Source organism: Streptomyces sp. CA2R106, assembly GCF_037034245.1.
Lineage (GTDB): Bacteria > Actinomycetota > Actinomycetes > Streptomycetales > Streptomycetaceae > Actinacidiphila.
Genome location: NZ_JBAGKC010000015.1, coordinates 142,001 through 164,153, shown reverse-complemented (window position 1 = coordinate 164,153; position 22,153 = coordinate 142,001). Strand labels below are relative to the sequence as shown.

Genomic DNA, 22,153 nt, shown 5'->3' with positions numbered 1-22,153 from the left:
TCGCGGATGGCGTCGGTCAGCGGCACCGTCTGGAGCGGGTTGCGCAGGCGGTCCGGGCGCTCGCGCAGCCGCCCGTCGTCGATGTAGTCCTGCACCTTCGCCACGTGCAGCCGCAGCGAGTGCTCGGCCACCGTGCGGTCCCGCAGGGCGAGCACCTCGGGGAAGTTGTGGCCGGTGTCGACGTGCAGCAGGGAGAACGGCACCGCGGCGGGCGCGAACGCCTTGAGCGCCAGGTGCAGCATCACGATCGAGTCCTTGCCGCCGGAGAAGAGGATCACCGGCCGCTCGAACTCGCCCGCGACCTCGCGGAAGATGTGCACCGCCTCGGACTCCAGCGCGTCCAGGTGCGTGAGCGCGTACGGACTGGCACTGGCCCCGCTCTGCGCGACGGTCGTCGTCATGCCCCTACCTCTTCTCGCTCGCGATGCGGCCACTGTCCCCGAGGTACGCGTACACCGCCGCCGCCGACTGCTCGACGGTGCTGCCCTCGGTCTCGATCCGCAGGTCCGGGCGGAGCGGCACCTCGTACGGGTCGTCCACCCCGGTCAGGCCGGTCAGCTGCCCCGCGGCCTGCTTGGCGTACAGCCCCTTGACGTCCCGTACCGAGCAGACGTCCACCGGGGTCGCCACATGGACCTCGACGTAGGCGGTGCCGCGCGCCTCGTGGCGCTTGCGGACCGCCTCGCGGCTGTCGGCGTACGGCGCGATCACCGGGACCAGCACCAGCACCCCGTGCGCGGCCAGCAGTTCGGCGACGAAGCCGATCCGCTGCACGTTGGTGTGCCGGTCCTCACGGGTGAAGCCGAGGCCGGCCGAGAGGAACTCGCGGATCTCGTCGCCGTCCAGCACCTCGACCCGCCGGCCCTCCGCGCGCAGCCGGCCGGCCAGCGCGGTGGCGATGGTGGTCTTGCCGGCGCTGGGCAGGCCGGTGAGCCATACGGTGGCTCCGCCGCTCATCCGGTCCTCCTGGTTCCCCGGCGGGTGCGCCGCCGGTCGGTTCGTCGTCGGTTGCGTGCCGCTGCGGGCAGCCGCACTCCGGGGTGTATTCACAGGTTCGACGGCCGGACTCACAGGTGAATCCCGCACTCGGTCTTGCCGAGGCCGGCCCACCGGCCCGACCTGGCGTCCTCGCCCTCGAGCACCCGGCGGGTGCAGGGGGCGCAGCCGACCGAGGCATAGCCGTCCATCAGCAGCGGATTCGTGAGAACCCCGTGCTCGGCGACGTATGTTTCCACGTCTTCCTGTGTCCACCGGGCGATGGGAGCGATCTTCACCTTGCCGCGCCTGGCGTCGAAGCCGACGACGGGCGTGCCGGCCCGGGTCGGGGACTCGTCGCGGCGCAGCCCGGTGGCCCAGGCGTCGTAGTCGCGCAGCCCGGCCTCCAGCGGGGCGACCTTGCGCAGCGCGCAGCACAGGTCAGGGTCGCGGTCGTGCAGCTTCGCGCCGTACTGCGCGTCCTGCTCGGCGACGGTCTGCACCGGGGTGAGCGTGATCACGTTCACGTCCATCACGGCGTCCACCGCGTCCCGGGTGCCGATGGTCTCCGGGAAGTGGTAGCCGGTGTCGAGGAAGACGACGTCCACGCCGGGCATGGCCCGCGAGGCCAGGTGCGCGACGACGGCGTCCTCCATCGAGGAGGTGACGCAGAAGCGGCTGCCGAACGTGTCGGCGGCCCAGCGCAGCACGTCGAGTGCGGGCGCCTCCTCCAGGTCGCGGCCGGCCTGTTCGGCCAGCCGCTGGAGGTCCTGCGCGGTACGGTGCGGAGCGGTGGTCACGGTGCGCCTCCGTCGGAAGAGCCGTGCGGTGAGGGAGCCTTGAACCCCTCGGCGAGCAGGCCGAGGAACTTCAGCTGGAATGCGCGGTTGCAGGCGCGGCATTCCCAGGCGCCGTGCCCCTGCTCCGAGGGACGCAGGTCCTCGTCGCCGCAGTAGGGGCAGTAGAAGGGCGCGGCGCGCTCCGTCACGACAGTTCCTCCTCGGTGGCTCTGGCCGCCCACTGGGCGAAGCGCTCGCCGTCGCCGCGTCCGGCCTGGAAGCGGCCGAGCACCCGCTCGACGTAGTCGGGCAGGTCGTCGGCGGAGACCTTCAGGCCGCGGACCTTGCGGCCGAAGCCCGGGTCGAGGCCGAGGCCGCCGCCCAGGTGCACCTGGTAGCCCTCGACCTGGTTGCCGTCGGAGTCGGTGATCAGCTGGCCCTTCAGGCCGATATCCGCGGTCTGGATGCGGGCGCAGGAGTTGGGGCAGCCGTTGATGTTGATGGCGATCGGCTCGTCGAACTCCGGCAGCCGCCGCTCCAGTTCGTCGATGAGCGAGGCGCCGCGGGCCTTGGTCTCCACGATCGCCAGCTTGCAGAACTCGATGCCGGTGCACGCCATGGTGCCGCGCCGGAAGGGCGAGGGCCGCACCTGGAGGTCGAGCGCCTCCAGCCCGGCGGACAGCGACGCGACCCGGTCCTCCTCGACGTCCAGCACGATCAGCTTCTGGTCGGCGGTGGTGCGCAGCCGGTCCGAGCCGTGCGCGGCGGCGAGTTCGGCGACCTTCGTCAGGACGGCGCCGTCGACCCGGCCGACCCGCGGCGCGAAGCCGATGTAGTAGCGGCCGTCCTTCTGCCGGTGCACGCCGATGTGGTCGCGCCACACCTGCGCCGGCTGCTCGGGCGCGGGCCCGTCGAGCAGCGGGCGCCGCAGGTACTCGTCCTGGAGCACCTGGCGGAACTTCTCCGCGCCCCAGTCGGCGAGCAGGAACTTCAGCCGGGCGCGCGAGCGCAGCCGCCGGTAGCCGTAGTCGCGGAAGATGCCGACCACGCCGGCCCACACCTCGGGCACCTCGCCCAGCGGCACCCACGCGCCCAGCCGCACGCCCAGCTTGGGGTTGGTGGACAGGCCGCCGCCGACCCACAGGTCGAAGCCGGGGCCGTGCTCGGGGTGGTCGACCCCGACGAACGCGATGTCGTTGATCTCGTGCACCACGTCCAGCAGCGGGGAGCCGGAGATCGCGGTCTTGAACTTGCGCGGCAGGTTGGAGAACTCCTTGCTGCCGATGTAGCGGGCGTGGATCTCCTCGATCGCCGGGGTGCCGTCGACGATCTCGTCCTCGGCGATGCCCGCGACGGGGGAGCCGAGGATCACCCGGGGCACGTCGCCGCACGCCTCGGTGGTGGACAGGCCCACCTCCTCCAGCCGCCGCCAGATCTCCGGCACGTCCTCGATCCTGATCCAGTGGTACTGGATGTTCTGCCGGTCGGTGAGGTCGGCGGTGCCGCGGGCGAACTCCTGGGAGATCTCGCCGATCACCCGCAGCTGGGCCGCGGTCAGACGGCCGCCGTCGATCCGCACCCGCATCATGAAGTAGCTGTCCTCCAGCTCCTCCGGTTCCAGCGCGCCGGTACGGCCGCCGTCGATCCCGGGCCGCCGCTGGGTGTACAGCCCCCACCAGCGCATCCGGCCGCGCAGGTCGGCGCCGTCGATCGAGTCGAAGCCGCGGTGCGCGTAGATCGTCTCGATCCGGGTGCGCACGTTGAGGCCGTCGTCGTCCTTCTTGGACTGCTCATTGGCGTTCAGCGGAGTGAAGTGGCCCAGCGCCCACTGGCCTTCGCCGCGGTGCCGCCCGGTCCTGCGGCGGGCGGCCGCGGCCTTCGGAGCGGGGCTCCCGGCCGGGGGCTGGGGGGACTCAGGGCTGGAGGCCATGGCGATGCGTCCTTCGGGCAGGCGTATACGGGTCGGTACGGCGCGAGGCGGCTGCATGCGGCCGGGAGCGACCCGGGGGTGCCTGCGCGGGCGCAGGGCATCACGGCTCGCCGAAGACGGCAGGCGGCTCTCACGCATCCACGACGGCGGGGACGGCGGGGGTCGGCGCTCAGCGCGCCGTCAGGTGCTCAGCCCGCCGGACAGATGGCGCTGGACACACGGCAGAAGTCGACGTGCGGCCGACCTACCAAGGTGATTCCAGTGCGTGACATGTCGAAAGCGTGGCACGCAGATGTTCGGACAGTCCACCATTATCCACCATGTGGACCACTTCATCTCGAATAGCGGTCACGCTTGTTTTTAAGGGGCGCGGGGAACTGCGCGCCAAGCCCCCCACCGGCAGGTGGTCCCGGAACCGACAGCACCATCCGCCCCGGGGGGTCCCGTCACCGCCGCTCCGCCAGAACCGCCGGCGCGAGCGAATGCGGGAGCAGGTCGGCCGGCCGCCCGGGCCGCAGCACCTCCACGCCGACCCCGTCGGCGAAACGATACGGCCGGTGCGCCAGCACCCCCGCCAGGGTCCGCCGCAGCCGCGACATCTCCGCCCGTACGGTCACTGCCCGGCTCGGGTCGCCGAACAGGTCCGCCGCCAGCTGCGTCGCGCTGCGCCCGCCCGGGTACAGCGCCAGCACGAACAGCAGCTCCGCGTGGCGCGGGCTCAGCCGCTGCGACCACGGCCCGGCCGGGCCGTGCACCGTCACCTCGGCACCCTGCGCCCCGCTCAGGTCCAGCACCACGCGGTGCGCCGCCGCCGGCCGCTCCCGCTCGCCGACCCGCACCAGCCAGCCGCCCGGCAGCGGGTCCAGCTCGCACAGGCCCAGCGTCGGCAGCCACACCTGCCCGGCCCGTACCCGCGCGGGCAGCGCGACCCGGTCGGCGCAGGCCATCCCGGTCACCGCGGCGACCCAGCCGTTGCGGTCGACCACCAGCGCCTGCCCGGACAGCCGGGTCAGCAGCGGCGCCGCCACCGACCGCAGCCGCCCCACCGCCTCCCAGTGCCGGGCCCGCAGCTCGCCCTCCGCGACCCGGGCCACCGCCGACACCAGCGCCAGCGTCGCGGGGTTGAGGCTGGTCGCGGGGCCGCTGACGTCGACCACGCCCAGCAGCCGGCCGTCCCGCGGGTCGTGCAGCGGCGCGGCGGCGCACGTCCAGCTGTGCAGGGTGCGGACGAAGTGCTCGGCCGAGTGCACCTGGAGCGGGGTACGGGTCACCAGCGCGGTGCCGATCGCATTGGTGCCCACGGCGTTCTCGGCCCAGGAGGCGCCCTCGGCGAAGCCCACCCGGTCCGCCCGGCGGCGGATCGCGTGGCTGCCGTCGCGCCACAGCACCCGGCCCTCGGCGTCGGTGACGACCATGATGTGCCAGGTCGCGTCCGCGACCGCGACCAGGCCGTCCCGCAGGCTCGGCATGATCTCCGCGAGCGGGGTGGCGTGCCGGCGCTGCTCGACCTCGTCGGTGCTCAGGATGCGGTGCGCCGCGCCCATGTCCGGATCGACGCCCAACTGCTGCGCGCGCGTCCACGACTCGCTGATCACCGTACGCGGCCCGGTGGCCGGACGCGGCGCCCGGCCGGACCAGGCGGCGTCCCGGACCGGCGCCGGCAGGTGTGCCGCAGGCCGGCCGCCGGTGCCCACCGGCCGCACCGGACCGATCCGAAGGTGTGCCATCTCGCCTCCGCTCAGCCCCGTTGCCCAGTATCGGTGGTCGGTGTGCCCACGCCCTCGCGCCCGCCGGACCGGCCGGACCACGTGCAACGTGCTGCAACCCTTGCGAGCGTACGCGACTTTGACGGACAGTGACGGCACGTCACCGACCTCGCACATCTGCAACTCGCGGTCGGTGGCGGCCCGTCGCGTACGGGTCGCGTTACCGGAGGTGGTGCCGAGTCGGCGCGGCGCCACCTCCGCCCCCCTTTGTACGGCGGCCGGCTCAGACCGCGACCGGCCGGGCCCGCTCCACCAGCGCGGCCAGGTCCGCCGAAGCGGACAGCGTGCCGAAGGTGGCGCCCCAGTCCCGGCCCAGCCGCGACGCGCAGAACGCGTCGGCGACCGGCGCGGGCGCGAACCGCACCAGCAGCGAGCCCTGGAAGACCAGCGCCATCCGCTCCACCACCCGCCGCGCGCGCGTCTCGACGCCCTCCAGGTCCGCGAGGTCGGTGAGCAGGTCCTTCACCGCCGCGTCCAGCCGGGGGTCCGCGCCGTGCGCGAGGCCGACCTCGGCGAGGAAGGCGTCCACCGCCTGCGGTTCACGGCCCAGCACCCGCAGCACGTCGAGCGCCTGCACGTTGCCGGAGCCCTCCCACACCGAGTTAAGCGGCGACTCCCGGAAGATCCGCGGCATGCCGGACTCCTCCACGTAGCCGTTCCCGCCCAGGCACTCCAGCGCCTCCACCGCCACCGCCGGGCACCGCTTGGTCACCCAGAACTTCGTCACCGCGACCGCCAGCCGCCGCAGGGCGCGCTCGCGCGGGGTGTCCGCGTCGTAGGCCGCCGCCAGCCGCAGCACCGCGGTGGTCGCCGCCTCCGACTCCAGCGCCAGGTCGGCCAGGACGTTGCGCATCAGCGGCTTGTCGATCAGCGGCCCGCCGAACGCGCTGCGGTACGCGGCGTGGTGCACGGCCTGCGCGACCGCCTGCCGCATCAGCGCGGCCGAACCCAGCGCGCAGTCCAGCCGGGTGGCGGCCACCATCTCGATGATCGTGGCGACCCCGCGGCCCTCCTCGCCGACCCGGCGCGCCCAGGTGCCGGCGAACTCCACCTCCGAGGAGGCGTTGGAGCGGTTGCCGAGCTTGTCCTTCAGCCGCTGGATCGCGAAGGCGTTGCGGCTGCCGTCGGCGAGCACCCGCGGCACCAGGAAGCAGGTCAGCCGCTGCCCGCCGTCGGCCGGCACCTGCGCCAGCACCAGGAAGCCGTCCGACATCGGCGCCGAGCAGAACCACTTGTGGCCGGTGAGCGCATAGGTGCCGTCCTCCGCCAGCGGCCGCGCGGTGGTGGTGTTCGCGCGGACGTCCGAGCCGCCCTGCTTCTCGGTCATGCCCATCCCGAACAGCGCGCCCGGCTTCTGCCCCGGCGCGACCAGCCGCGGGTCGTAGACGTGCGCGCCCAGCCGCGGCTCCCACTCGGCGGCCAGCCGCGGGTCGGCGCGCAGCGCGGGCACCGCGGCATGGGTCATCGACACCGGGCAGCCGTGCCCGGCCTCGGCCTGCGTCCACACCATGAAGCCCGCCGCGCGCCGCAGGTGCCCGTCCGGCCGCGACCAGGCGTCGGTCAGGCCCGAGGTGACCGCGTGGCCCAGCAGCCGGTGCCAGGACGGGTGGAAGTCGACCTCGTCGATCCGGTTGCCGTACCGGTCGTGGGTACGCAGCACGGGGGAGTAGGTGTTCGCCTCCTCGCCCCAGCGCTGCGCCTGCGCCGAGCCCGCGGCCCGGCCGAGGTCGCTGAGCTCGCCGTCGATCTCCGCCAGCCGCTCCGGGGCCGCGTGCCGCGCCACGCCTTCGGCGAGCGCGCGGTCCGTTCTGTACACGTCATGGCCGACCAGGGGCGGCGCCTGGTTCGTGACCGTGTGAGTGGGGGCAGTCATGCCAGCTAACGTAAGGGCGTGCAAGCAGCAGACGAAAGAAGCCACCGGAGACCGGGCCGGTGGCGCAGGGCCCGCGCGCTGTACCGGAATGTCTCCAAACGCCGGATGGCCTGGCTGCTGCTCAAGGACACGGTGGACTCCTGCATGGAGTACCGCGTCACCGGGCTGGCCGCCGAGGCGGCCTTCTTCGTGCTGCTGTCGCTGCCGCCGCTGCTGCTCGGGCTGGTCGGCGCGCTCGGTTACGTGGACACCGTGGTAGGCCTGGACACCATCGACCACATCCGGCACAACATCCTCAAGGCGTCCGCCACGGTGCTGTCCGACAAGGGCGTCAACCAACTGGTCAAGCCGCTGGTGGACGACGTCTTCCACGGCCGCCGCCCGGACCTGATCTCCATCGGCTTCCTGATCGCCCTGTGGTCCGGCTCCCGCGCGGTCAACGTCTTCGTCGACACCATCACCATCATGTACGGCCTGGAGGGCCGCCGCGGCATCGTCCGCACCCGCCTGATGTCGCTGCTGCTGTACGTGGCCGCGCTGCTGGTCGGCGCCGCGGTGCTGCCGCTGGTGGTGGTCGGCCCCGGCACGCTCACCCGCTACCTGCCCGGCGGCAGCGCCACCGAGCACATCCTGTACTGGCCGGCCGCGCTGTTCGCCGTGATCGCCTTCCTCACCACGCTGTACCACGTCTCGGTGCCGGTCCGCTCGCCCTGGTACGAGGACGTGCCCGGGGCGCTGGTGGCGCTGCTGATGTGGGTGGTCGGCAGCTTCGTGCTGCGGATCTACCTCACCCACGCCGTCGAGGGGCACACGATCTACGGGTCGCTGGCCGCGCCGGTCGCGGTGCTGCTGTGGATAGGGGTGTCCGCGTTCGCCGTGCTGGTGGGCGCGGCCGTCAACGCCGCCGTGGACCGGGTGTGGCCGTCGGTCGCCACGTCCCTGGCCCGCGAGGAGAACGACCGGCTGCGGGAGGCGGCCGCCGCCGCGGTGGTGGCCCGCGCGGTCGCCGCCCGCCGGGCCCGGCACGCGGCGCCCAGCACCGGGGAAGAGGAGGAGCGGGAGGCGCAGTTGCCGCCGGCGGAGTACCCGGAGCGCTGGGCCGACTTCCACCCGCACCTCGACATCAGGGCGCGGCTGCGGTCCGCCCGCCCGGGCAGCTCCCCGCGCCGCCGCCCCCCGGCGCCCGACCTGCCGGACTACCCGGGCCAGGCGCCCCCGGTGCCCCCGCCGCCCCGGATGCCGCCCCTGCCCCCGCGCGCCCCGCATACCCCGCACTTCCCGGACGACCGCTCGCACGGCTAGGGCTCGCCGCGGCCCGCCCCGCGGGTGGCGGGGCGGGCCGTGCGTCATGTGACGGCGGGGAGGCCGTCAGCTCGTGGGGATCACATCCGGGTTGTCCGCGTTGGTGAGCGTCTCCCATGCCACGAACAGCGCGTTGGTGCCCGCCGGGCGCTGCGACTCCGTCAGCGCCTGGGTGTTGGTCATCGCGATGCCCATCCGGTTGTGCAGCGCGTTGAACCCGACCTCCGTCACCGGCCCGAGCCCGAGGTTGAGCTGCCCGCCGCACAGCCAGGACGGCGGGGCCGTCCCCAGCTCGTACTTCGACTGGAAGCCGAGCGCCTGCCGCAGCCGCTCACCGACCTGCGGGTAGAGGTCCTGACCCTGGATCGCGGCGGTCTCGGCGACGTCGGAGATCGACGCGATGCCGTACCCGGTGTGGGTGAAGTCGCGGCAGGTCTCCTGGGTCAGCCCGGTGACGAACGTGGACTGCCCCTGCCAGTAGCTGATGATCTTCGCGGAGGTGTCCAGCCCGCTGCCGGGCACCGTCTTGGGCAGCGAGCCGTCCGTGGACAGGTAGACGTAGGCGGCGACGCGGTTGAGGTAGCGGGTGATCGCCTTGTCGTAGTCCGCGGAGTCGTCGAGGAAGACGGAGATGCCGACCGCGGCCTCCATCATCACCAGCTCCCAGTTGCCGTTGCTGTTGGAGCCGTTGATCACCTCGGGCAGGTAGACGTCGCGCAGCATGTCGGAGAACCGCGCGATGTCCGCCGGCGACCAGCCGTCGTACGTGTAGCGGATGATCTCCGCGGCGCGCGGCCACACCGAGCCGGCCCACCCGGTCTGGAGGGGCGCGTTGCTGTTGGTGTGCTCGGTGATCGTCGACGACCAGGCGTTCATCAGCTCGATCGCCTTCTGCGCGTAGGCGCTGTTGCCGGTGATGTACCAGGCCAGCGCGTCGGTGTACGCGGCGATCGCGTCCTGCCGCTCGTCCGTGCAGCCGTTGTCCGGGTTGGAGTACGACCCGCACTCCACGTCGGCGCGCGGTTTGGGGGTGCGGGACAGGGAGGCGTACGAACTGCCGATCATCTGGTTGTACGCGTCCTTCCACGGCTCCGCGTTCGCCTGCACCTGCTCCTTGACGTAGGCGAGTTGGGGCAGGCTGACCAGGACGCCCGGGTGCGTGAAGGTGGTGGGCGCGGCGGCCACGGCGGGGGCGGCTGCCGGGGCCGGGGCGGCAGTGGCGGTGGCGGTCCCGGGCAGTGCGGTGAGCGCGGTGCCGAGGGCGGCGGCCGCGGCGGCCAGCCCGGTGGCCCGGCGGAAGCGTTTCCGCCGGGGGCTGCCGGTGCTCCGGGTGCTCCGGGCGCCGTGGGTGCGGTGGGGGAATCTGCGCATGGTGGGGGCTCCTTGCTCCGCGGTGGGGCGGGAGGTGAGGTGCGGCCGGGCAGTGTAAGGAAACTTTCCTTTCCGTGGTACGCGAGGATCGCGCCCTCCACCGCCCCAGTCAAGGGGCTGAACAAAGGTCAATGACCTGAACCCGCACCCGAATTGCCTCCTTCCGAGGGCATCGCCCACCGGGCCGGACACGTCTACCTGGCCGGCGGGGCCGCCCTGTGCGGGGGACGGCGCGGTGGCGTGCGAGGTCAGGAGGGGTAGGTGTGGGTGTCGGACGGGGGGATGGTGGCCCACAGGGCGGTGCCCTCGCCGGGGGAGAGGTCGGCGACCGCGGGTGGGGGGAGGTCGGCGGTGAGGGGGAGGCCGTCCGGGGTGGTGGTGAGGGTGATGCGGAACCGGGCGCCGTGGGACTCCATGCCGGTGACGCGGACGGTCCAGGCGTTGGGGGTGGCCGGGTCGGGGCGGTCGCGGTGGAGGGTGACGGCGCCGGGCGGGAACGCCGCGAACGCCGGGCCGGTCAGTGCGGCGGTGCCGGTGAGCGCCAGGTGCGGGCTGATCCGGACGCGGGCGCCGTCGGCCTCGCCCCGGAAGAGGTTGAGCCCGACCAGGCGGGCGATGTAGTCGGTGCGCGGGTGGCGGGCGATCTCCGCGGGGGCGCCCTCCTGCACGATGCCGCCGTGCTCGACCACCGCCAGCCGGTCGGCGAGCACCATCGCGTCCAGCGGGTCGTGCGTGACCAGCACTGCCACCGCCTCGAACGCGGCCAGATGGCGGCGCAGTTCGGCGCGTACGTCCAGCCGGGCACCGGCGTCGAGGGCCGCCAGCGGCTCGTCGAGCAGCAGCAGCCGGGGCGCGGTGGCCAGCGCCCGGGCGAGCGCGACCCGCTGCGCCTGGCCGCCGGACAGCCGGCGCGGCTTGGCGTGCGCGTGCCCGGCCAGGCCCATCCGGTCCAGCAGGCCGGCGGCCAGCGCCCGGGCCTCGGCGCGGGAGGCGCCGTGGCAGCGCGGCCCGAACGCCACGTTGTCCAGGGCGCTCAGGTGCGGGAAGAGCAGGTAGTCCTGGAAGACCACGCCGACCGGGCGGTGCTCCGGCGCGATGCGCACCCGCTCCACCGGGCGCTCCAACTCCCGCCCGTCCAGCCGCAGATGGCCGCCGGTCAGCGCGGTCAGCCCGGCCAGTGCGCGCAGCGAGGTGGTCTTGCCCGCGCCGTTCGGCCCGAGCAGCGCCACCACCTCGCCGGGTTCCGCGGCCAGGCGCACGTCGAGCCGGAAGTCCCCGCGGTCCACCACCAGATGGGCGTCGAGCCCGCCGGCGCTCATCCGGTGCCCGCCCCCGTCCAGCGGTCGCGCAGCCCGGCCAGCACCGCGACGGACACCGCGAGCAGCACCAGGCTCAGCGCGACGGCCGCGTCCGGGTCGTCCTGGAGCGCGAGGTACACCGACAGCGGCATCGTCTGGGTGCGGCCGGGGAAGCTGCCCGCGAAGGTGATCGTGGCCCCGAACTCGCCGAGCGCACGCGCCCAGGCCAGGACCGCGCCGGCCGCCACCCCGGGCGCGATCATCGGCAGCGTCACCCGGCGGAAGGCGGTGAAGCGGGAGGCGCCCAGCGTCGCGGCGGCCTCCTCGTACCGGCTGTCGGCGGCCCGCAGGGTGCCCTCCACGCTGATCACGAGGAACGGCATCGCCACGAACGCCTCGGCGACCACCACCCCGGCCGTGGTGAAGGGCAGGGTGACGCCGAACCACGTGTCCAGCCACTTCCCGACGATGCCGTTGCGGCCCAGCGCCAGCAGCAGCGCCACCCCGCCGACCACCGGCGGCAGCACCAGCGGCAGCGTCACCAGGGCCCGTACGAGCCGGCGGCCGGGGAAGCGGGTGCGGGCCAGCAGCCAGGCCAGCGGCACCCCGAGCACCATGGCCACCGCGGTCGCCGCCGTCGCCGTCTCCAGCGACAGCCGCAGCGCCTGCCACACCGCGGAACCGGTCAGCAGGCCGGGCATGTTCCGCCAGGGCGCCCGCACCAGCAGGGCCAGCAGCGGCACCAGCAGGAACGCCAGGCCGACCACGGCGGGCAGCAGCAGCGGCAGCGGGACGGCGCCCCCGCCCCGCTGCCGCCGCGGCCGTACCGGCGGCTGCGCCGCCCCCGCCCCGGCGTTCTTCGGTGCGGGCCTCACGGGTTGAGGAAGCCCGCCTCGCCCAGCACCTTGCGGCCCTCGGCGGACTTCACCAGGGCGATGAACGCCGCCGCGCCGCTCGGGTTCGGCGCGGCCTTCAGCGGCGCGATCGGGTACTCGTTGATCGCCTTGGCCGACTCGGGGAAGGTCACCCCCTGCACCTTGCCGCCCGCGCTCTTGACGTCGGTCTGGTAGACCACCGCCGCGTCCGCCTCCTTCAGCTCCACCTTCGTCAGCGCGGACTTCACGTCCTGCTCGTACGACTTGGGGGTGAGCTTGAGGCCGCTGGCGGTCAGCGCCTTCTGCGCGGCGGCGCCGCACGGCACCGTCTTGGCGCACAGCACCACCGAAAGGCCCGACCCGGTCAGGTCCTTGAGGCTGGCGATCTTCTTCGGGTTGCCCGGGAGGGTGGCGATCTCCAGCTGGTTGCGCACGAAGTCGGTGGGGGTGGCGGACGCGTCGCCCTTGTCGGTGACGGTCTTCATGGTGGCCGGGCTGGCCGCCGCGAAGACGTCGGCGGGGGCGCCGCCGGTGATGCTCGCGGCGAGCTGGTCGCTGCCGCCGAAGCTGAAGACCACCTTCGTGCCGGGGTACGCCTGCTGGAAGTCCTTGCCGAGCGCGGTGAAGGACTCCTTCAGCGACGCGGCCGCGAAGACCACCACGGTGCCCGAGACCTGCTGCGGCCCGGACGCCGACGCGGACGACGAGCCCGACGGCTTCGAGGAGTCCGAGGACTTCGAGGAGGACGACGAGCAGGCGCCCAGGGCCAGCAGCAGCGCGGCGCCGCCGGCCGCCGCGCACAGGCCGCGCGAGCGCGCGCGACGGGTGGTCCGGGCGAACCGCATACGTGGGGTGGTCACAGGAAACTCTCCCTCTCCGCCGAGCCGCCGGTCGCGGTCATGGGCACGATGATAGTTCCGCAGCTGCCAGGGGAAAGTCCGCCGTAGCATCGCATAATCCAAACGATCACCGGACCTGCCCTCGCTTGTGCGATCAGACGACCACCGCACCGGGCGCCGCCGGGGACAGACGGCCGTAACGGCCAACGGCAACCGGCCCACGGCTCGGACCGGCACCGGCCCGCGGCTCGACCGGCGCTCACGGCTCGAACCGGTACCCCATCCCCGGCTCGGTGACGAAGTGCCGCGGCCGGGTCGGATCGTCCTCCAGCTTCCGCCGCAACTGCGCCATGTACACCCGCAGGTAGTTCGTCTCCGTCCGGTACGACGGCCCCCACACGTCGCGCAGCAGCTGCTGCTGGCTGACCAGCCGGCCCGGGGTGCGGACCAGCGCCTCCAGCAGGTGCCACTCGGTGGGGGTCAGCCGGACGTCCGCACCGTGCCGGGTCGCCTTCTTCGCCGCGAGGTCCACGGTGAAGGCGGCGGTCTCCAGCCGGGCGGCGGCCGGCTCCGGCTCCCGGCCGGAGCGGCGCCGCTCGGCCGCCCGCAGCCGGGCGAGCAGCTCGTCCATCGCGAACGGCTTGGTGACGTAGTCGTCCGCGCCCGCGTCCAGCGCCTCCACCTTCTCGTCGGAGCTGTGCCGGGCCGACAGCACGATGATCGGCACCCGGCTCCAGCCCCTGATCCCGGCGATGACGTCGGTGCCGTCCATGTCGGGCAGCCCGAGGTCGAGCAGCACCACGTCCGGGTGCCGGTCCGCGGCCATCCGCAGCGCGGTCGCGCCGTCGTGGGCGGCGTCCACCTCGTAGCGGCGCGCCCGCAGGTTGATCACCAGGGCCCGGACGATCTGCGGCTCGTCGTCCACGACGAGGATGCGCGTCACGCTCAACCCAGCTTCGCGAGCGCCAGGTCGAGGGTGACCACGTCGACGTAGGGCGCGCCCAGGAAGCCCAGCGGCCGGCCGTGGGTGTGCTCCGCCACCAGCTGCCGCACCACGGCGGTGCTCAGGTGGCGGGCCTTCGCGACCCGGTCGACCTGCTCGGCCGCGTACGCCGGGGAGATGTCGGCGTCCAGCCCGGAGCCCGACGCGGTGACCGCGTCGGCCGGCACGTCCGCCGGGTCCACCCCGTCGAACGCGGCGACCGCGGCGCGGCGCTCCTTGATCGTCTTCACCAGGTCCGGGTCGTTCGGGCCGAGGTTGGACGCGCCGGACGCCAGCGGGTCGTACGACCCGGCCGAGGGGCGCGGCTGGAAGTACTTCGGGTCGGGCTTGGCCACCTCGTCGGGGTCGTTCGGGTTCTTCTTGGGCAGGTCGAAGTTCTGCCCGATCAGGCTGGAGCCGACGGCCTTGCCGTCCAGCTCCACCCGCGAGCCGTTGGCCTTCGCCGGGAACGCCGCCTGGGCGACCCCGGTGACCAGCAGCGGATACGCCAACCCGCACAGCACGGTGAAGACCAGCAGCATCCGCAGGGCCGCCAGGTGGTTGCGCACGATACGCATGGGGGCTTCCTTACTCTTCGCAGCCGGGCGCGCTCAGCGCAGCCCGGGGATGAACTGCACGACGAGGTCGATGAGTTTGATCCCGGCGAAGGGCAGCACCAGGCCGCCCAGGCCGTAGACCCAGATGTTGCGGCTGAGCAGCGCCGCGGCCGACGACGGCTTGTAGCGCACCCCGCGCAGGGCCAGCGGGATCAGGGCCACGATGATCAGCGCGTTGAAGACGATCGCCGAGGTGATCGCGGAGCTCGGGCTGTGCAGGCCCATCACGTTCAGGTGGCGCAGCCCCGGGTAGACCCCGGCGAACATCGCGGGGATGATCGCGAAGTACTTGGCGACGTCGTTGGCGATGGAGAAGGTGGTCAGCGCGCCGCGGGTGATCAGGAGCTGCTTGCCGATCTCGACGATCTCGATGAGCTTGGTCGGATTGGAGTCCAGGTCCACCATGTTCCCCGCCTCCTTGGCGGCGGAGGTGCCGGTGTTCATGGCGACGCCGACGTCGGCCTGGGCGAGGGCGGGGGCGTCGTTGGTGCCGTCGCCGGTCATGGCGACGAGCTTGCCGCCGGCCTGCTCCCGTTTGATCAGCGCGAGCTTGTCCTCGGGCGTGGCCTCGGCGAGGAAGTCGTCGACCCCCGCCTCGTCGGCGATGGCCTTGGCCGTCAGCGGGTTGTCGCCGGTGATCATCACCGTGCGGATGCCCATCCGGCGCAGCTCGTCGAACCGCTCCCGCATGCCCTCCTTGACCACGTCCTTGAGGTGGATGACCCCGAGGACCGAGGCGGTGGCCGCGCCGTCGCGCCGCCGCACCACCTCGCCGACGACCAGCGGGGTGCCGCCGCTGCCGGCGATCGCGTCGACCATCGGGCCGACCTCCTCGGCGGGAGAGCCGCCGTTGTCGCGTATCCACTGCGTCACCGCGGCCGCCGCGCCCTTGCGCAGCGCGCGTTCGGCGCCCTCCTCGCCGAGGTCCACCCCGCTCATCCGGGTCTGCGCGGTGAACGGCACGAACTCCGCCCCCGCCAACTCGCCCTCGCCGCGGCCGCGCAGCCCGTACCGCTCCTTGGCGAGCACCACCACCGAGCGGCCCTCGGGTGTCTCGTCGGCCAGCGACGCCAACTGCGCGGCGTCCGCCAGCTGCTGCGCGCTGACCCCCGGCGCGGGCAGGAAGTCGGCGGCCTGCCGGTTGCCCAGCGTGATGGTGCCGGTCTTGTCCAGCAGCAGCGTGGTCACATCGCCCGCCGCCTCGACCGCCCGCCCGGACATCGCCAGCACGTTGCGCTGCACCAGCCGGTCCATGCCCGCGATACCGATCGCCGACAGCAGCGCCCCGATCGTGGTCGGGATGAGCGCCACCACCAGCGACACCAGGATCACCAGGGACTGCTCGGCGCCCGCGTAGACCGCGAACGGCTGGAGGGTCACCACGGCCAGCAGGAAGACGATGGTCAGCGACGCCAGCAGGATGTTCAGCGCGATCTCGTTCGGCGTGCGCTGCCGCGCCGCGCCCTCCACCAGCGCGATCATCCGGTCGATGAAGGTCTCCCCGGGCTTGGAGGTGATCCTCACGACGATCCGGTCCGACAGCACCGAGGTGCCGCCGGTCACCGCGCAGCGGTCGCCGCCGGACTCGCGGATCACCGGCGCGGACTCGCCGGTGATCGCCGACTCGTCGACGGACGCGACGCCTTCGACGACATCGCCGTCCCCGGGGATGGTCTGCCCGGCCGCCACCACGACGTGGTCGCCCACGCACAGCGAGGACGCCGGCACCTCCTCCTCGGTGCCGGCCGGTTCCGAGGAGGAGCCGCCCGGCTGCCAGCCGGACAGCCGCCGCGCGGTGGTGGCGGTCCGGGTCCGGCGCAGCGACTCGGCCTGCGCCTTGCCGCGCCCCTCGGCCACCGCCTCGGAGAGGTTGGCGAAGACCACGGTCAGCCACAGCCACACGGTGATCACCCAGGCGAAGACGCTCGGGTCCTTCACCGCCTCCAGCGTGGTGAGCACCGAGCCGACCTCGACCACGAACATCACCGGGTTCCGCACCATCACCCGGGGGTCGAGCTTGCGGCACGCGTCCGGCAGCGACGCCAGCAGCTGTTTCGGGTCGAGCATGCCGCCGCCGACCCGGCCGCCCGCGGCGGGCTGCGGCGCCGCACCCGGCGCCGCGGGGGGTTTCGAAGTGGTCAGAGACGACATCAGTGCAGACCTTCCGCGAGCGGTCCCAGCGCGAGCGCCGGGAAGTAGGTGAGCCCGACCACGATGACGATCACCGCGGTGAGCAGGCCGACGAACTGCGGCCGGTGGGTGGGCAGGGTGCCCGCGGTCGCGGGCACCGGCTGCTGGCGGCCGAGCGAGCCGGCCAGCGCGAGCACGAACACCATCGGCAGGAACCGGCCGGCGAGCATCGCCAGGCCGAGCGCGGTGTTGTACCAGTTGGTGTTGACCGACAGCCCCGCGAACGCCGAGCCGTTGTTGTTCGCCGCCGACGTGAAGGCGTACAGCACCTCGGAGAAGCCGTGCGCGCCGGAGTTGAGCATCCCGGCCCGCTCGCCGGGCAGCGCCATCGCCAGGCCCGCGCCGACCAGCACGATCGCGGGGGTGGTGAGGATGTAGAGCGAGGCGAACTTGATCTCCCGGCCGCCGAGCTTCTTGCCCAGGTACTCCGGGGTGCGCCCGACCATCAGCCCGGCCACGAACACCGCGATCACCGCGAGGATCAGCATCCCGTACAGGCCCGAGCCGGTGCCGCCGGGCGCGATCTCGCCCAGCATCATGTTGAAGATCGTCATGCCGCCGCCGAGCGGCGAGTACGAGTCGTGGAAGGAGTCGACCGCGCCGGTCGAGGTGAGCGTGGTGGACGTGGCGAACAGCGCCGAGCCCCACACGCCGATCCGCTGCTCCTTGCCCTCCAGCATGCCGCCGGCCGCGTGCCCGGCCGCGCTGTGCACGCTGTGCAGCTCGTTGACGGTGATCACCGCCACCGAAGCGGCCCAGATCAGCGCCATCACCGCGAGGATCGCGTAGCCCTGGCGCCGGTCGCCGACCATCTTCCCGAAGGTGCGCGGCAGGCTGACCGCGATGACCAGCAGCAGGTAGATCTCCACCAGGTTGGTGAAGGCGTTGGGGTTCTCGAAGGGGTGGGCGGAGTTGGCGTTGTAGAAGCCGCCGCCGTTGGTGCCCAGCTCCTTGATGACCTCCTGCGAGGCGACCGGTCCGCCGGTCAGGCTCTGGTGGTCGCCGGCGATGGTGGTGAGCGACTGCACGCCGTGGAAGTTCTGCACCGCGCCGCCCGCGACCAGCACGATCGCGAAGACGAAGGCGATCGGCAGCAGCACCCGCAGCACGATCCGGGTCAGGTCCACCCAGAAGTTGCCGACCCGGTCGGTGCGCTTGCGGGTGAAGCCGCGGATCAGGGCGGCGACCACCGCGATGCCGACCGCGGCCGACACGAAGTTCTGCACCGCCAGCCCGGCCATCTGCACCAGGTGGCCCATGGTGGTCTCACCCGAGTACGACTGCCAGTTGGTGTTGGTGACGAACGACGCCGCGGTGTTGAAGGCCACGCCCGGCGCCACCGCCTTCATGCCGATGGCCAGCAGCAGGTGGTTCTGGAGCCGTTGCAGCCCGTACAGGAACAGCACGGAGACCGCGGAGAACGCCAGCACGCTGCGCAGGTAGACCGGCCAGCGCTGGTCGGCGTCGCCGTCGACGCCGCCGACGCGGTAGAGCAGCCGCTCCACCCGCAGGTGGCGGGGGGAGGTCAGCACATGGGCCAGGTAGTCGCCCAGCGGCCGGTAGGACAGGGCGAGCACGGCCAGCAGCGCGAGGATCTGCAACCAGCCGGCGAGGGTGTCGTTCACGAGAACTTCTCCGGGCGGATCAGGGCCACCACCAGGTAGCCGACCAGGGCCACGGCGACGACGAGGCCGACGATGTTCTCGGCGCTCACAGCCGTTCCACCCCCTTGGCGACCAGGCCGATGACGGCGAACACCACGACGGTGAGGAGAAGGAACAACAGGTCTGGCATGCGTGAGCACCCCGGTGCAGTGGTTCGGAAGGGGACGGGACCGCCCGCGGGCCGTGGACCGGTCGGCGGGCGCTCCCACTGAAGCCCGTCCGGGGCCGCCCGGAGCCGTCCGTTAGCGCCTTCCTGACGCGCTCACCTGCGGCCTTGACGGTGTCTTGACGCGGGCCCCGGGGCGGGTCCTGACGCGGGAGCCGGCGCGGGTCCTGGCGCGGACCCGGGAGCACGGGCCGTGGCCGCGGAGGCGGGGCGGCTCCGGCACGGAGATCGCGGGGAGGGATAATCGAGGCGTGGGCCGAGGGCGGCGCGACCGTACGGCGGCCGCCGTCGCCACCGCCGCCGTCATCCGGAACGGGAAGCAGCCATGACCACAGCGCGTGATTTCCTGATCACCACGTTGGACCTGCCGTCCGGCCGCGAGGTGGCGCCCGGCGACCTCTCGCTGGGGCTGGCCGCGGCGGAACTGGTGGACCTGCTGCGGTCCGGCGCGGCCACGCTCACCGGCGGCCGGGTCGTACCGGGCGAGCGGCTGCCGCACGACGACCGGCTGCTGGGCGAAGCCGCCGCCGCGCTGTCCCGCACGCTGCCCTTCGAGACGGTGGACGAGTGGCTGTGGCGCCGCGGCCGCGGGCTGGCCGCCGCGTACCTGGCCGTCCTCACCGACGAGGGCACCGTCGCCCGGCAGCGCAAGCGGCGCTGGCTGGCCTTCGGCGGCAGCCGCACGGTGCTGCTGGACACCGCGGACCGGCGCCGCGCCGCGCACCGCTGGGCGGCCGACGAACCGGTGCTGCTCGCGCTGGCCGCGACCGTCGGCGCCCCGCCGCCCCCGCCGCCCGACCCCGCGCTCGGCCTGCCCGCGCCCGCCCCCGCCGGCCCGCCCGACCTGCCCGCCCGCATCGACGACCCCGCCGTCGAGGCGATCCTCGCCGCCCTCGCCGACGCCGTCGCCGAGCTCTCCGCCGAGCGCCGGCGCCGCGCCAGCCGCCTCGACGACGCCCACGCCGCCACCCTCCGCCGCGGCTACTGACCCGCCCGCGGGCCCCGCGCCGCGTCCGCCCGCCGCCCGGGCCGGGGCTGCGGCGGGGGCGGGCCGGAGGGGCCCGGGAGGCCGGGTTAGGGTTCGTCGCGTGGTCACCCTCGCCGAGCTCGCCGAAGATCCGCACCCGCACCTGGCCGAGCTGCGCGCGAGCGCCCCCGTGGTGTGGCTGCCCGCGCTCGGCGGGTGGATGGTGACCGGGCGGGCCCTGGCCGTGGAGGTCATGCGGGACGCCGCCACCTACACCGTGGACGACCCGCGCTTCACCACCGCGCAGGTCGTCGGCCCGAGCATGCTCTCGCTGGACGGACCCGAACACGCCCGCCACCGCGACCCGTTCGTGGCCCCCTTCCGGCCGCGGGCGGTGCACGCCGCCTTCGCACCGGCCGTGGCGCGCGAGGCCGGCCGGTTGCTCGACGCCCTCGCGCCGCAGGGCGCCGCCGAGTTGCGCCGCGACTTCGCCGGTCCGCTCGCCGCGGTGGTGATGGCCGAGGTGCTGGGGCTGACCGGCGTGCCCGTACCCGCGATCCTGGCGTGGTACGACGCGATCGTGCGGGCGGTGGACCGGCTCACCCACGGCGAGGACGCCGGAGCGGAGGGCCCGGCCGCCTACACGGCGCTGCGCACGGCGGTCGCCGGCACCCTGGACGCCGGCGCCGCGGACTCCCTGCTGGTGCGGGCGGCCGCCGACGGCCGGCTCGGCCCGGCCGAACTGGCCTCCAACGCGGCCGTGTTGCTCTTCGGCGGCATCGAGACCACCGAGGCGATGATCGCCAACGCGCTGCTGCACATCCTCACCGAGCCCGCCGTGGTACCGGAACTCCTCGCCGACGAAGCCCTGTTGGACAATGCCGTCGAGGAGTCCCTGCGGCTGGAGCCCGGTGCCGCGGTGGTCGACCGCTACGCCACCCGCGACGCCGACCTCGCCGGCGTACGGGTCCGCGCCGGCGACCTCGTCACCGTCTCGCTGGCCGGCGCCAACCGCGACCCGGAGGTCTTCGCCGACCCCGACCGCTTCGACGTGCGCCGCCCCAACACCCGGCTCCAACTGGCCTTCGCCCACGGCCCGCACTACTGCGTCGGCGCCCACCTGGCCCGGCTGGAGGCGAAGGTCGCGCTGCGCGCCTGCCTCGAACGGCTGCCGGAGCTGCGGCTCGACCCGCAGCGGCCGAGCGCGCCGCGCGGCCTGGTCTTCCGCAAGCCGCCGACGCTGGCGGTGCGCTGGCGGAGCTGAGGGCGCGCCGGGGGCGGGCCGAGGGCTTGCCATGGGCGGCCCGCGGGTGCGCTGAGGGGATGCCGTGGCGGCCCCGGTTGCGCCGGAACGGGCGGTCCTTTTGCCGGACCGGCAAGGCGGGTCGGCCACGGGCGGCCGCCGCCCGGATGATCGGGTCAGGGCCCGGCGGCAGGGCGGCCGCGCCCCGTTGACCAGGCCGTACGGACCAGGGAGGCCCAGATGACCCAGCACACCGGCGACGCAGCCGGCACCCACCGACTGCTCGCGACACCCGCGGGGCGCACCCATGTGGTGGAGTCGGGCAGCGGCCCGCTGGTGCTGCTCGTGCACGGCTTCCCCGAGTCCTGGTACTCCTGGCGCCGCCAACTGCCCGCGCTGGCCGCCGCCGGCTACCGCGCGGTCGCCCTCGACGTACGCGGCTACGGCCGCTCGTCCAAGCCCGCGGACCCGGCGGCGTACCGCATGCTGGAGCTGGTGGCGGACACCGCCGCGGTGGTGGAGGCGCTCGGCGAGCGGACGGCGGTGGTGGTCGGCCACGACTGGGGTGCGGCGATCGCGGCGAACAGCGCGCTGGTCCGGCCGGACGTCTTCCGCGCGGTGGGCCTGCTGAGCGTGCCGTACACGCCGCGCGGCGGCCCGCGGCCCAGCGAGGTCTTCGCCGCGATGGGCGGCGACGAGGAGTTCTACGTCTCCTACTTCCAGCAGCCCGGCCGCGCCGAGGCCGAGATCGAGCCGGACGTGCGGGGCTGGCTGGCCGGTTTCTACGCGGCGCTGTCCGCCGGCACCATGCCGCCGCCCGGGGCGCCGGACCCCCACTTCGTCACCCGCGGCGGGCAGTTGAGGGACCGCTTCCCGGCCGCGGCGGGCGGCGGCCGGGCCGCGGCCGGCGGCGAGGGCTCCGCCGCCGGGCTGCCCGCATGGCTCAGCTCGGCCGAACTCGACTTCTACGCGGGGGAGTTCGAACGGACCGGACTGACCGGCGCGCTGAACCGCTACCGCAACATGGATCGCGACTGGGAGGACCTGGCCGCCTACGACGGCGCCCCGGTCCGGCAGCCGTCCCTCTTCCTCGGCGGGTCGCTGGACGCCTCCACGACCTGGCTCGCGGACGCCATCGCGGCCTATCCGGCAACGCTGCCGGGGCTGGCCGGCTGCCATGTCCTGGAGGGCGCCGGGCACTTCCTCCAGCAGGAGCGCGCCGCCGAGGTGAACGCGCACCTCACGACGTGGCTGGCCGGGCTGCCCGGCTGAAGCTGCTTCTATGCTCGGGGGCACGGCATGGCGTCATGGCCCGC

21 protein-coding genes are annotated in these 22,153 nt (G+C 73.9%); 4 read left to right on the top strand and 17 right to left on the bottom strand.

Going from position 1 to position 22,153, the window contains the following annotated elements; all coding sequences use genetic code 11:
• From WA788_RS21850 to WA788_RS21815, 8 genes are all read right to left on the bottom strand, one after another.
• The coding region (locus WA788_RS21850) for a phosphoadenosine phosphosulfate reductase domain-containing protein (protein ID WP_335979855.1) at positions 1-401 on the bottom strand (401 nt) is incomplete at its 3' end.
• A gap of 4 nt (positions 402-405) precedes the next feature.
• Positions 406-957 (bottom strand): adenylyl-sulfate kinase, encoded by a 552-nt coding sequence (cysC, locus tag WA788_RS21845; RefSeq protein ID WP_335979853.1) that lies wholly within the window; start codon positions 955-957, stop codon positions 406-408.
• A 110-nt stretch (positions 958-1,067) separates the two neighbouring features.
• Complete coding sequence (locus WA788_RS21840) at positions 1,068-1,775, bottom strand: phosphoadenylyl-sulfate reductase (protein WP_335979851.1); 708 nt, start codon at positions 1,773-1,775, stop codon at positions 1,068-1,070.
• Positions 1,772-1,963, bottom strand: coding sequence for a hypothetical protein (locus WA788_RS21835; protein ID WP_335979849.1), 192 nt, complete (start codon positions 1,961-1,963; stop codon positions 1,772-1,774). Before WA788_RS21835 ends, WA788_RS21840 begins: the two co-directional genes overlap by 4 nt.
• Positions 1,960-3,684, bottom strand: coding sequence for a nitrite/sulfite reductase (locus tag WA788_RS21830; protein WP_335979848.1), 1,725 nt, complete (start codon positions 3,682-3,684; stop codon positions 1,960-1,962). The genes WA788_RS21835 and WA788_RS21830 overlap by 4 nt, the downstream gene beginning before the upstream one ends.
• Before the next feature lie 188 nt (positions 3,685-3,872).
• Positions 3,873-3,956, bottom strand: coding sequence for a putative leader peptide (locus WA788_RS21825; protein WP_328917755.1), 84 nt, complete (start codon positions 3,954-3,956; stop codon positions 3,873-3,875).
• Positions 3,957-4,130: 174 nt separating this feature from the next.
• Complete coding sequence (locus tag WA788_RS21820; protein WP_335979847.1) at positions 4,131-5,411, bottom strand: GAF domain-containing protein; 1,281 nt, start codon at positions 5,409-5,411, stop codon at positions 4,131-4,133.
• A 262-nt stretch (positions 5,412-5,673) separates the two neighbouring features.
• Positions 5,674-7,323 carry an acyl-CoA dehydrogenase family protein gene (locus tag WA788_RS21815; protein ID WP_335979845.1) on the bottom strand — a complete coding sequence of 550 codons (1,650 nt, stop codon included), beginning with the start codon at positions 7,321-7,323 and terminating at the stop codon, positions 5,674-5,676.
• Positions 7,324-7,341: 18 nt separating this feature from the next.
• On the opposite strand from WA788_RS21815, the gene WA788_RS21810 reads away from it, so the two are divergent.
• Complete coding sequence (locus tag WA788_RS21810; protein WP_443034077.1) at positions 7,342-8,625, top strand: YihY/virulence factor BrkB family protein; 1,284 nt, start codon at positions 7,342-7,344, stop codon at positions 8,623-8,625.
• Between the two features lie 66 nt (positions 8,626-8,691).
• Here the strand turns inward: WA788_RS21810 and WA788_RS21805 are convergent, their stop codons facing one another.
• The 9 genes from WA788_RS21805 to kdpF form a co-directional block, all read right to left on the bottom strand.
• Entirely contained in the window at positions 8,692-9,996 is a 1,305-nt protein-coding gene (locus WA788_RS21805) for an alginate lyase family protein (protein ID WP_335979841.1), read from the bottom strand.
• A gap of 248 nt (positions 9,997-10,244) precedes the next feature.
• Complete coding sequence (locus WA788_RS21800; RefSeq protein WP_335979840.1) at positions 10,245-11,315, bottom strand: ABC transporter ATP-binding protein; 1,071 nt, start codon at positions 11,313-11,315, stop codon at positions 10,245-10,247.
• Complete coding sequence (locus tag WA788_RS21795) at positions 11,312-12,169, bottom strand: ABC transporter permease (protein WP_335979839.1); 858 nt, start codon at positions 12,167-12,169, stop codon at positions 11,312-11,314. Before WA788_RS21795 ends, WA788_RS21800 begins: the two co-directional genes overlap by 4 nt.
• The gene (modA, locus tag WA788_RS21790) at positions 12,166-13,014 is read right to left on the bottom strand and encodes a molybdate ABC transporter substrate-binding protein (RefSeq protein WP_335979869.1); all 849 of its coding nucleotides are present in this window, start codon (positions 13,012-13,014) and stop codon (positions 12,166-12,168) included. The genes WA788_RS21795 and modA overlap by 4 nt, the downstream gene beginning before the upstream one ends.
• A gap of 253 nt (positions 13,015-13,267) precedes the next feature.
• Positions 13,268-13,951 (bottom strand): response regulator transcription factor, encoded by a 684-nt coding sequence (locus WA788_RS21785; protein ID WP_335979838.1) that lies wholly within the window; start codon positions 13,949-13,951, stop codon positions 13,268-13,270.
• 2 nt (positions 13,952-13,953) lie between these two features.
• Positions 13,954-14,568: a potassium-transporting ATPase subunit KdpC gene (gene kdpC / locus WA788_RS21780; RefSeq protein WP_335979837.1), complete on the bottom strand. Its 615-nt coding sequence runs from the start codon at positions 14,566-14,568 to the stop codon at positions 13,954-13,956.
• Positions 14,569-14,601: 33 nt separating this feature from the next.
• Positions 14,602-16,758, bottom strand: coding sequence for a potassium-transporting ATPase subunit KdpB (gene kdpB, locus WA788_RS21775; protein WP_435174120.1), 2,157 nt, complete (start codon positions 16,756-16,758; stop codon positions 14,602-14,604).
• The gene (gene kdpA, locus WA788_RS21770; protein WP_335979835.1) at positions 16,758-18,422 is read right to left on the bottom strand and encodes a potassium-transporting ATPase subunit KdpA; all 1,665 of its coding nucleotides are present in this window, start codon (positions 18,420-18,422) and stop codon (positions 16,758-16,760) included. The genes kdpB and kdpA overlap by 1 nt, the downstream gene beginning before the upstream one ends.
• Complete coding sequence (kdpF, locus tag WA788_RS21765; protein ID WP_335979832.1) at positions 18,419-18,511, bottom strand: K(+)-transporting ATPase subunit F; 93 nt, start codon at positions 18,509-18,511, stop codon at positions 18,419-18,421. Before kdpF ends, kdpA begins: the two co-directional genes overlap by 4 nt.
• A 441-nt stretch (positions 18,512-18,952) precedes the next feature.
• On the opposite strand from kdpF, the gene WA788_RS21760 reads away from it, so the two are divergent.
• The 3 genes from WA788_RS21760 to WA788_RS21750 all read left to right on the top strand — a co-directional run bounded on the left by WA788_RS21760 (position 18,953) and on the right by WA788_RS21750 (position 22,109).
• Positions 18,953-19,615, top strand: coding sequence for a GPP34 family phosphoprotein (locus WA788_RS21760; protein ID WP_335979831.1), 663 nt, complete (start codon positions 18,953-18,955; stop codon positions 19,613-19,615).
• 100 nt (positions 19,616-19,715) lie between these two features.
• The gene (locus WA788_RS21755; protein WP_335979829.1) at positions 19,716-20,858 is read left to right on the top strand and encodes a cytochrome P450; all 1,143 of its coding nucleotides are present in this window, start codon (positions 19,716-19,718) and stop codon (positions 20,856-20,858) included.
• A gap of 219 nt (positions 20,859-21,077) precedes the next feature.
• Positions 21,078-22,109, top strand: coding sequence for an alpha/beta hydrolase (locus WA788_RS21750; protein ID WP_335979827.1), 1,032 nt, complete (start codon positions 21,078-21,080; stop codon positions 22,107-22,109).
• Positions 22,110-22,153: the final 44 nt, after the last annotated feature.

Bases quoted from the DNA above. Each gene is read 5' to 3' on its own strand.
- cysC (WP_335979853.1), bottom strand. From the start codon at position 957: ATGAGCGGCGGAGCCACCGTATGGCTCACCGGCCTGCCCAGCGCCGGC.
- WA788_RS21830 (WP_335979848.1), bottom strand. From the start codon at position 3,684: ATGGCCTCCAGCCCTGAGTCCCCCCAGCCCCCGGCCGGGAGCCCCGCT.
- WA788_RS21825 (WP_328917755.1), bottom strand. From the start codon at position 3,956: ATGTCACGCACTGGAATCACCTTGGTAGGTCGGCCGCACGTCGACTTC.
- WA788_RS21820 (WP_335979847.1), bottom strand. From the start codon at position 5,411: ATGGCACACCTTCGGATCGGTCCGGTGCGGCCGGTGGGCACCGGCGGC.
- WA788_RS21815 (WP_335979845.1), bottom strand. From the start codon at position 7,323: ATGACTGCCCCCACTCACACGGTCACGAACCAGGCGCCGCCCCTGGTC.
- WA788_RS21805 (WP_335979841.1), bottom strand. From the start codon at position 9,996: ATGCGCAGATTCCCCCACCGCACCCACGGCGCCCGGAGCACCCGGAGC.
- WA788_RS21800 (WP_335979840.1), bottom strand. From the start codon at position 11,315: ATGAGCGCCGGCGGGCTCGACGCCCATCTGGTGGTGGACCGCGGGGAC.
- modA (WP_335979869.1), bottom strand. From the start codon at position 13,014: ATGCGGTTCGCCCGGACCACCCGTCGCGCGCGCTCGCGCGGCCTGTGC.
- kdpC (WP_335979837.1), bottom strand. From the start codon at position 14,568: ATGCGTATCGTGCGCAACCACCTGGCGGCCCTGCGGATGCTGCTGGTC.
- kdpB (WP_435174120.1), bottom strand. From the start codon at position 16,758: ATGTCGTCTCTGACCACTTCGAAACCCCCCGCGGCGCCGGGTGCGGCG.
- WA788_RS21760 (WP_335979831.1), top strand. From the start codon at position 18,953: ATGACCACAGCGCGTGATTTCCTGATCACCACGTTGGACCTGCCGTCC.
- WA788_RS21750 (WP_335979827.1), top strand. From the start codon at position 21,078: ATGACCCAGCACACCGGCGACGCAGCCGGCACCCACCGACTGCTCGCG.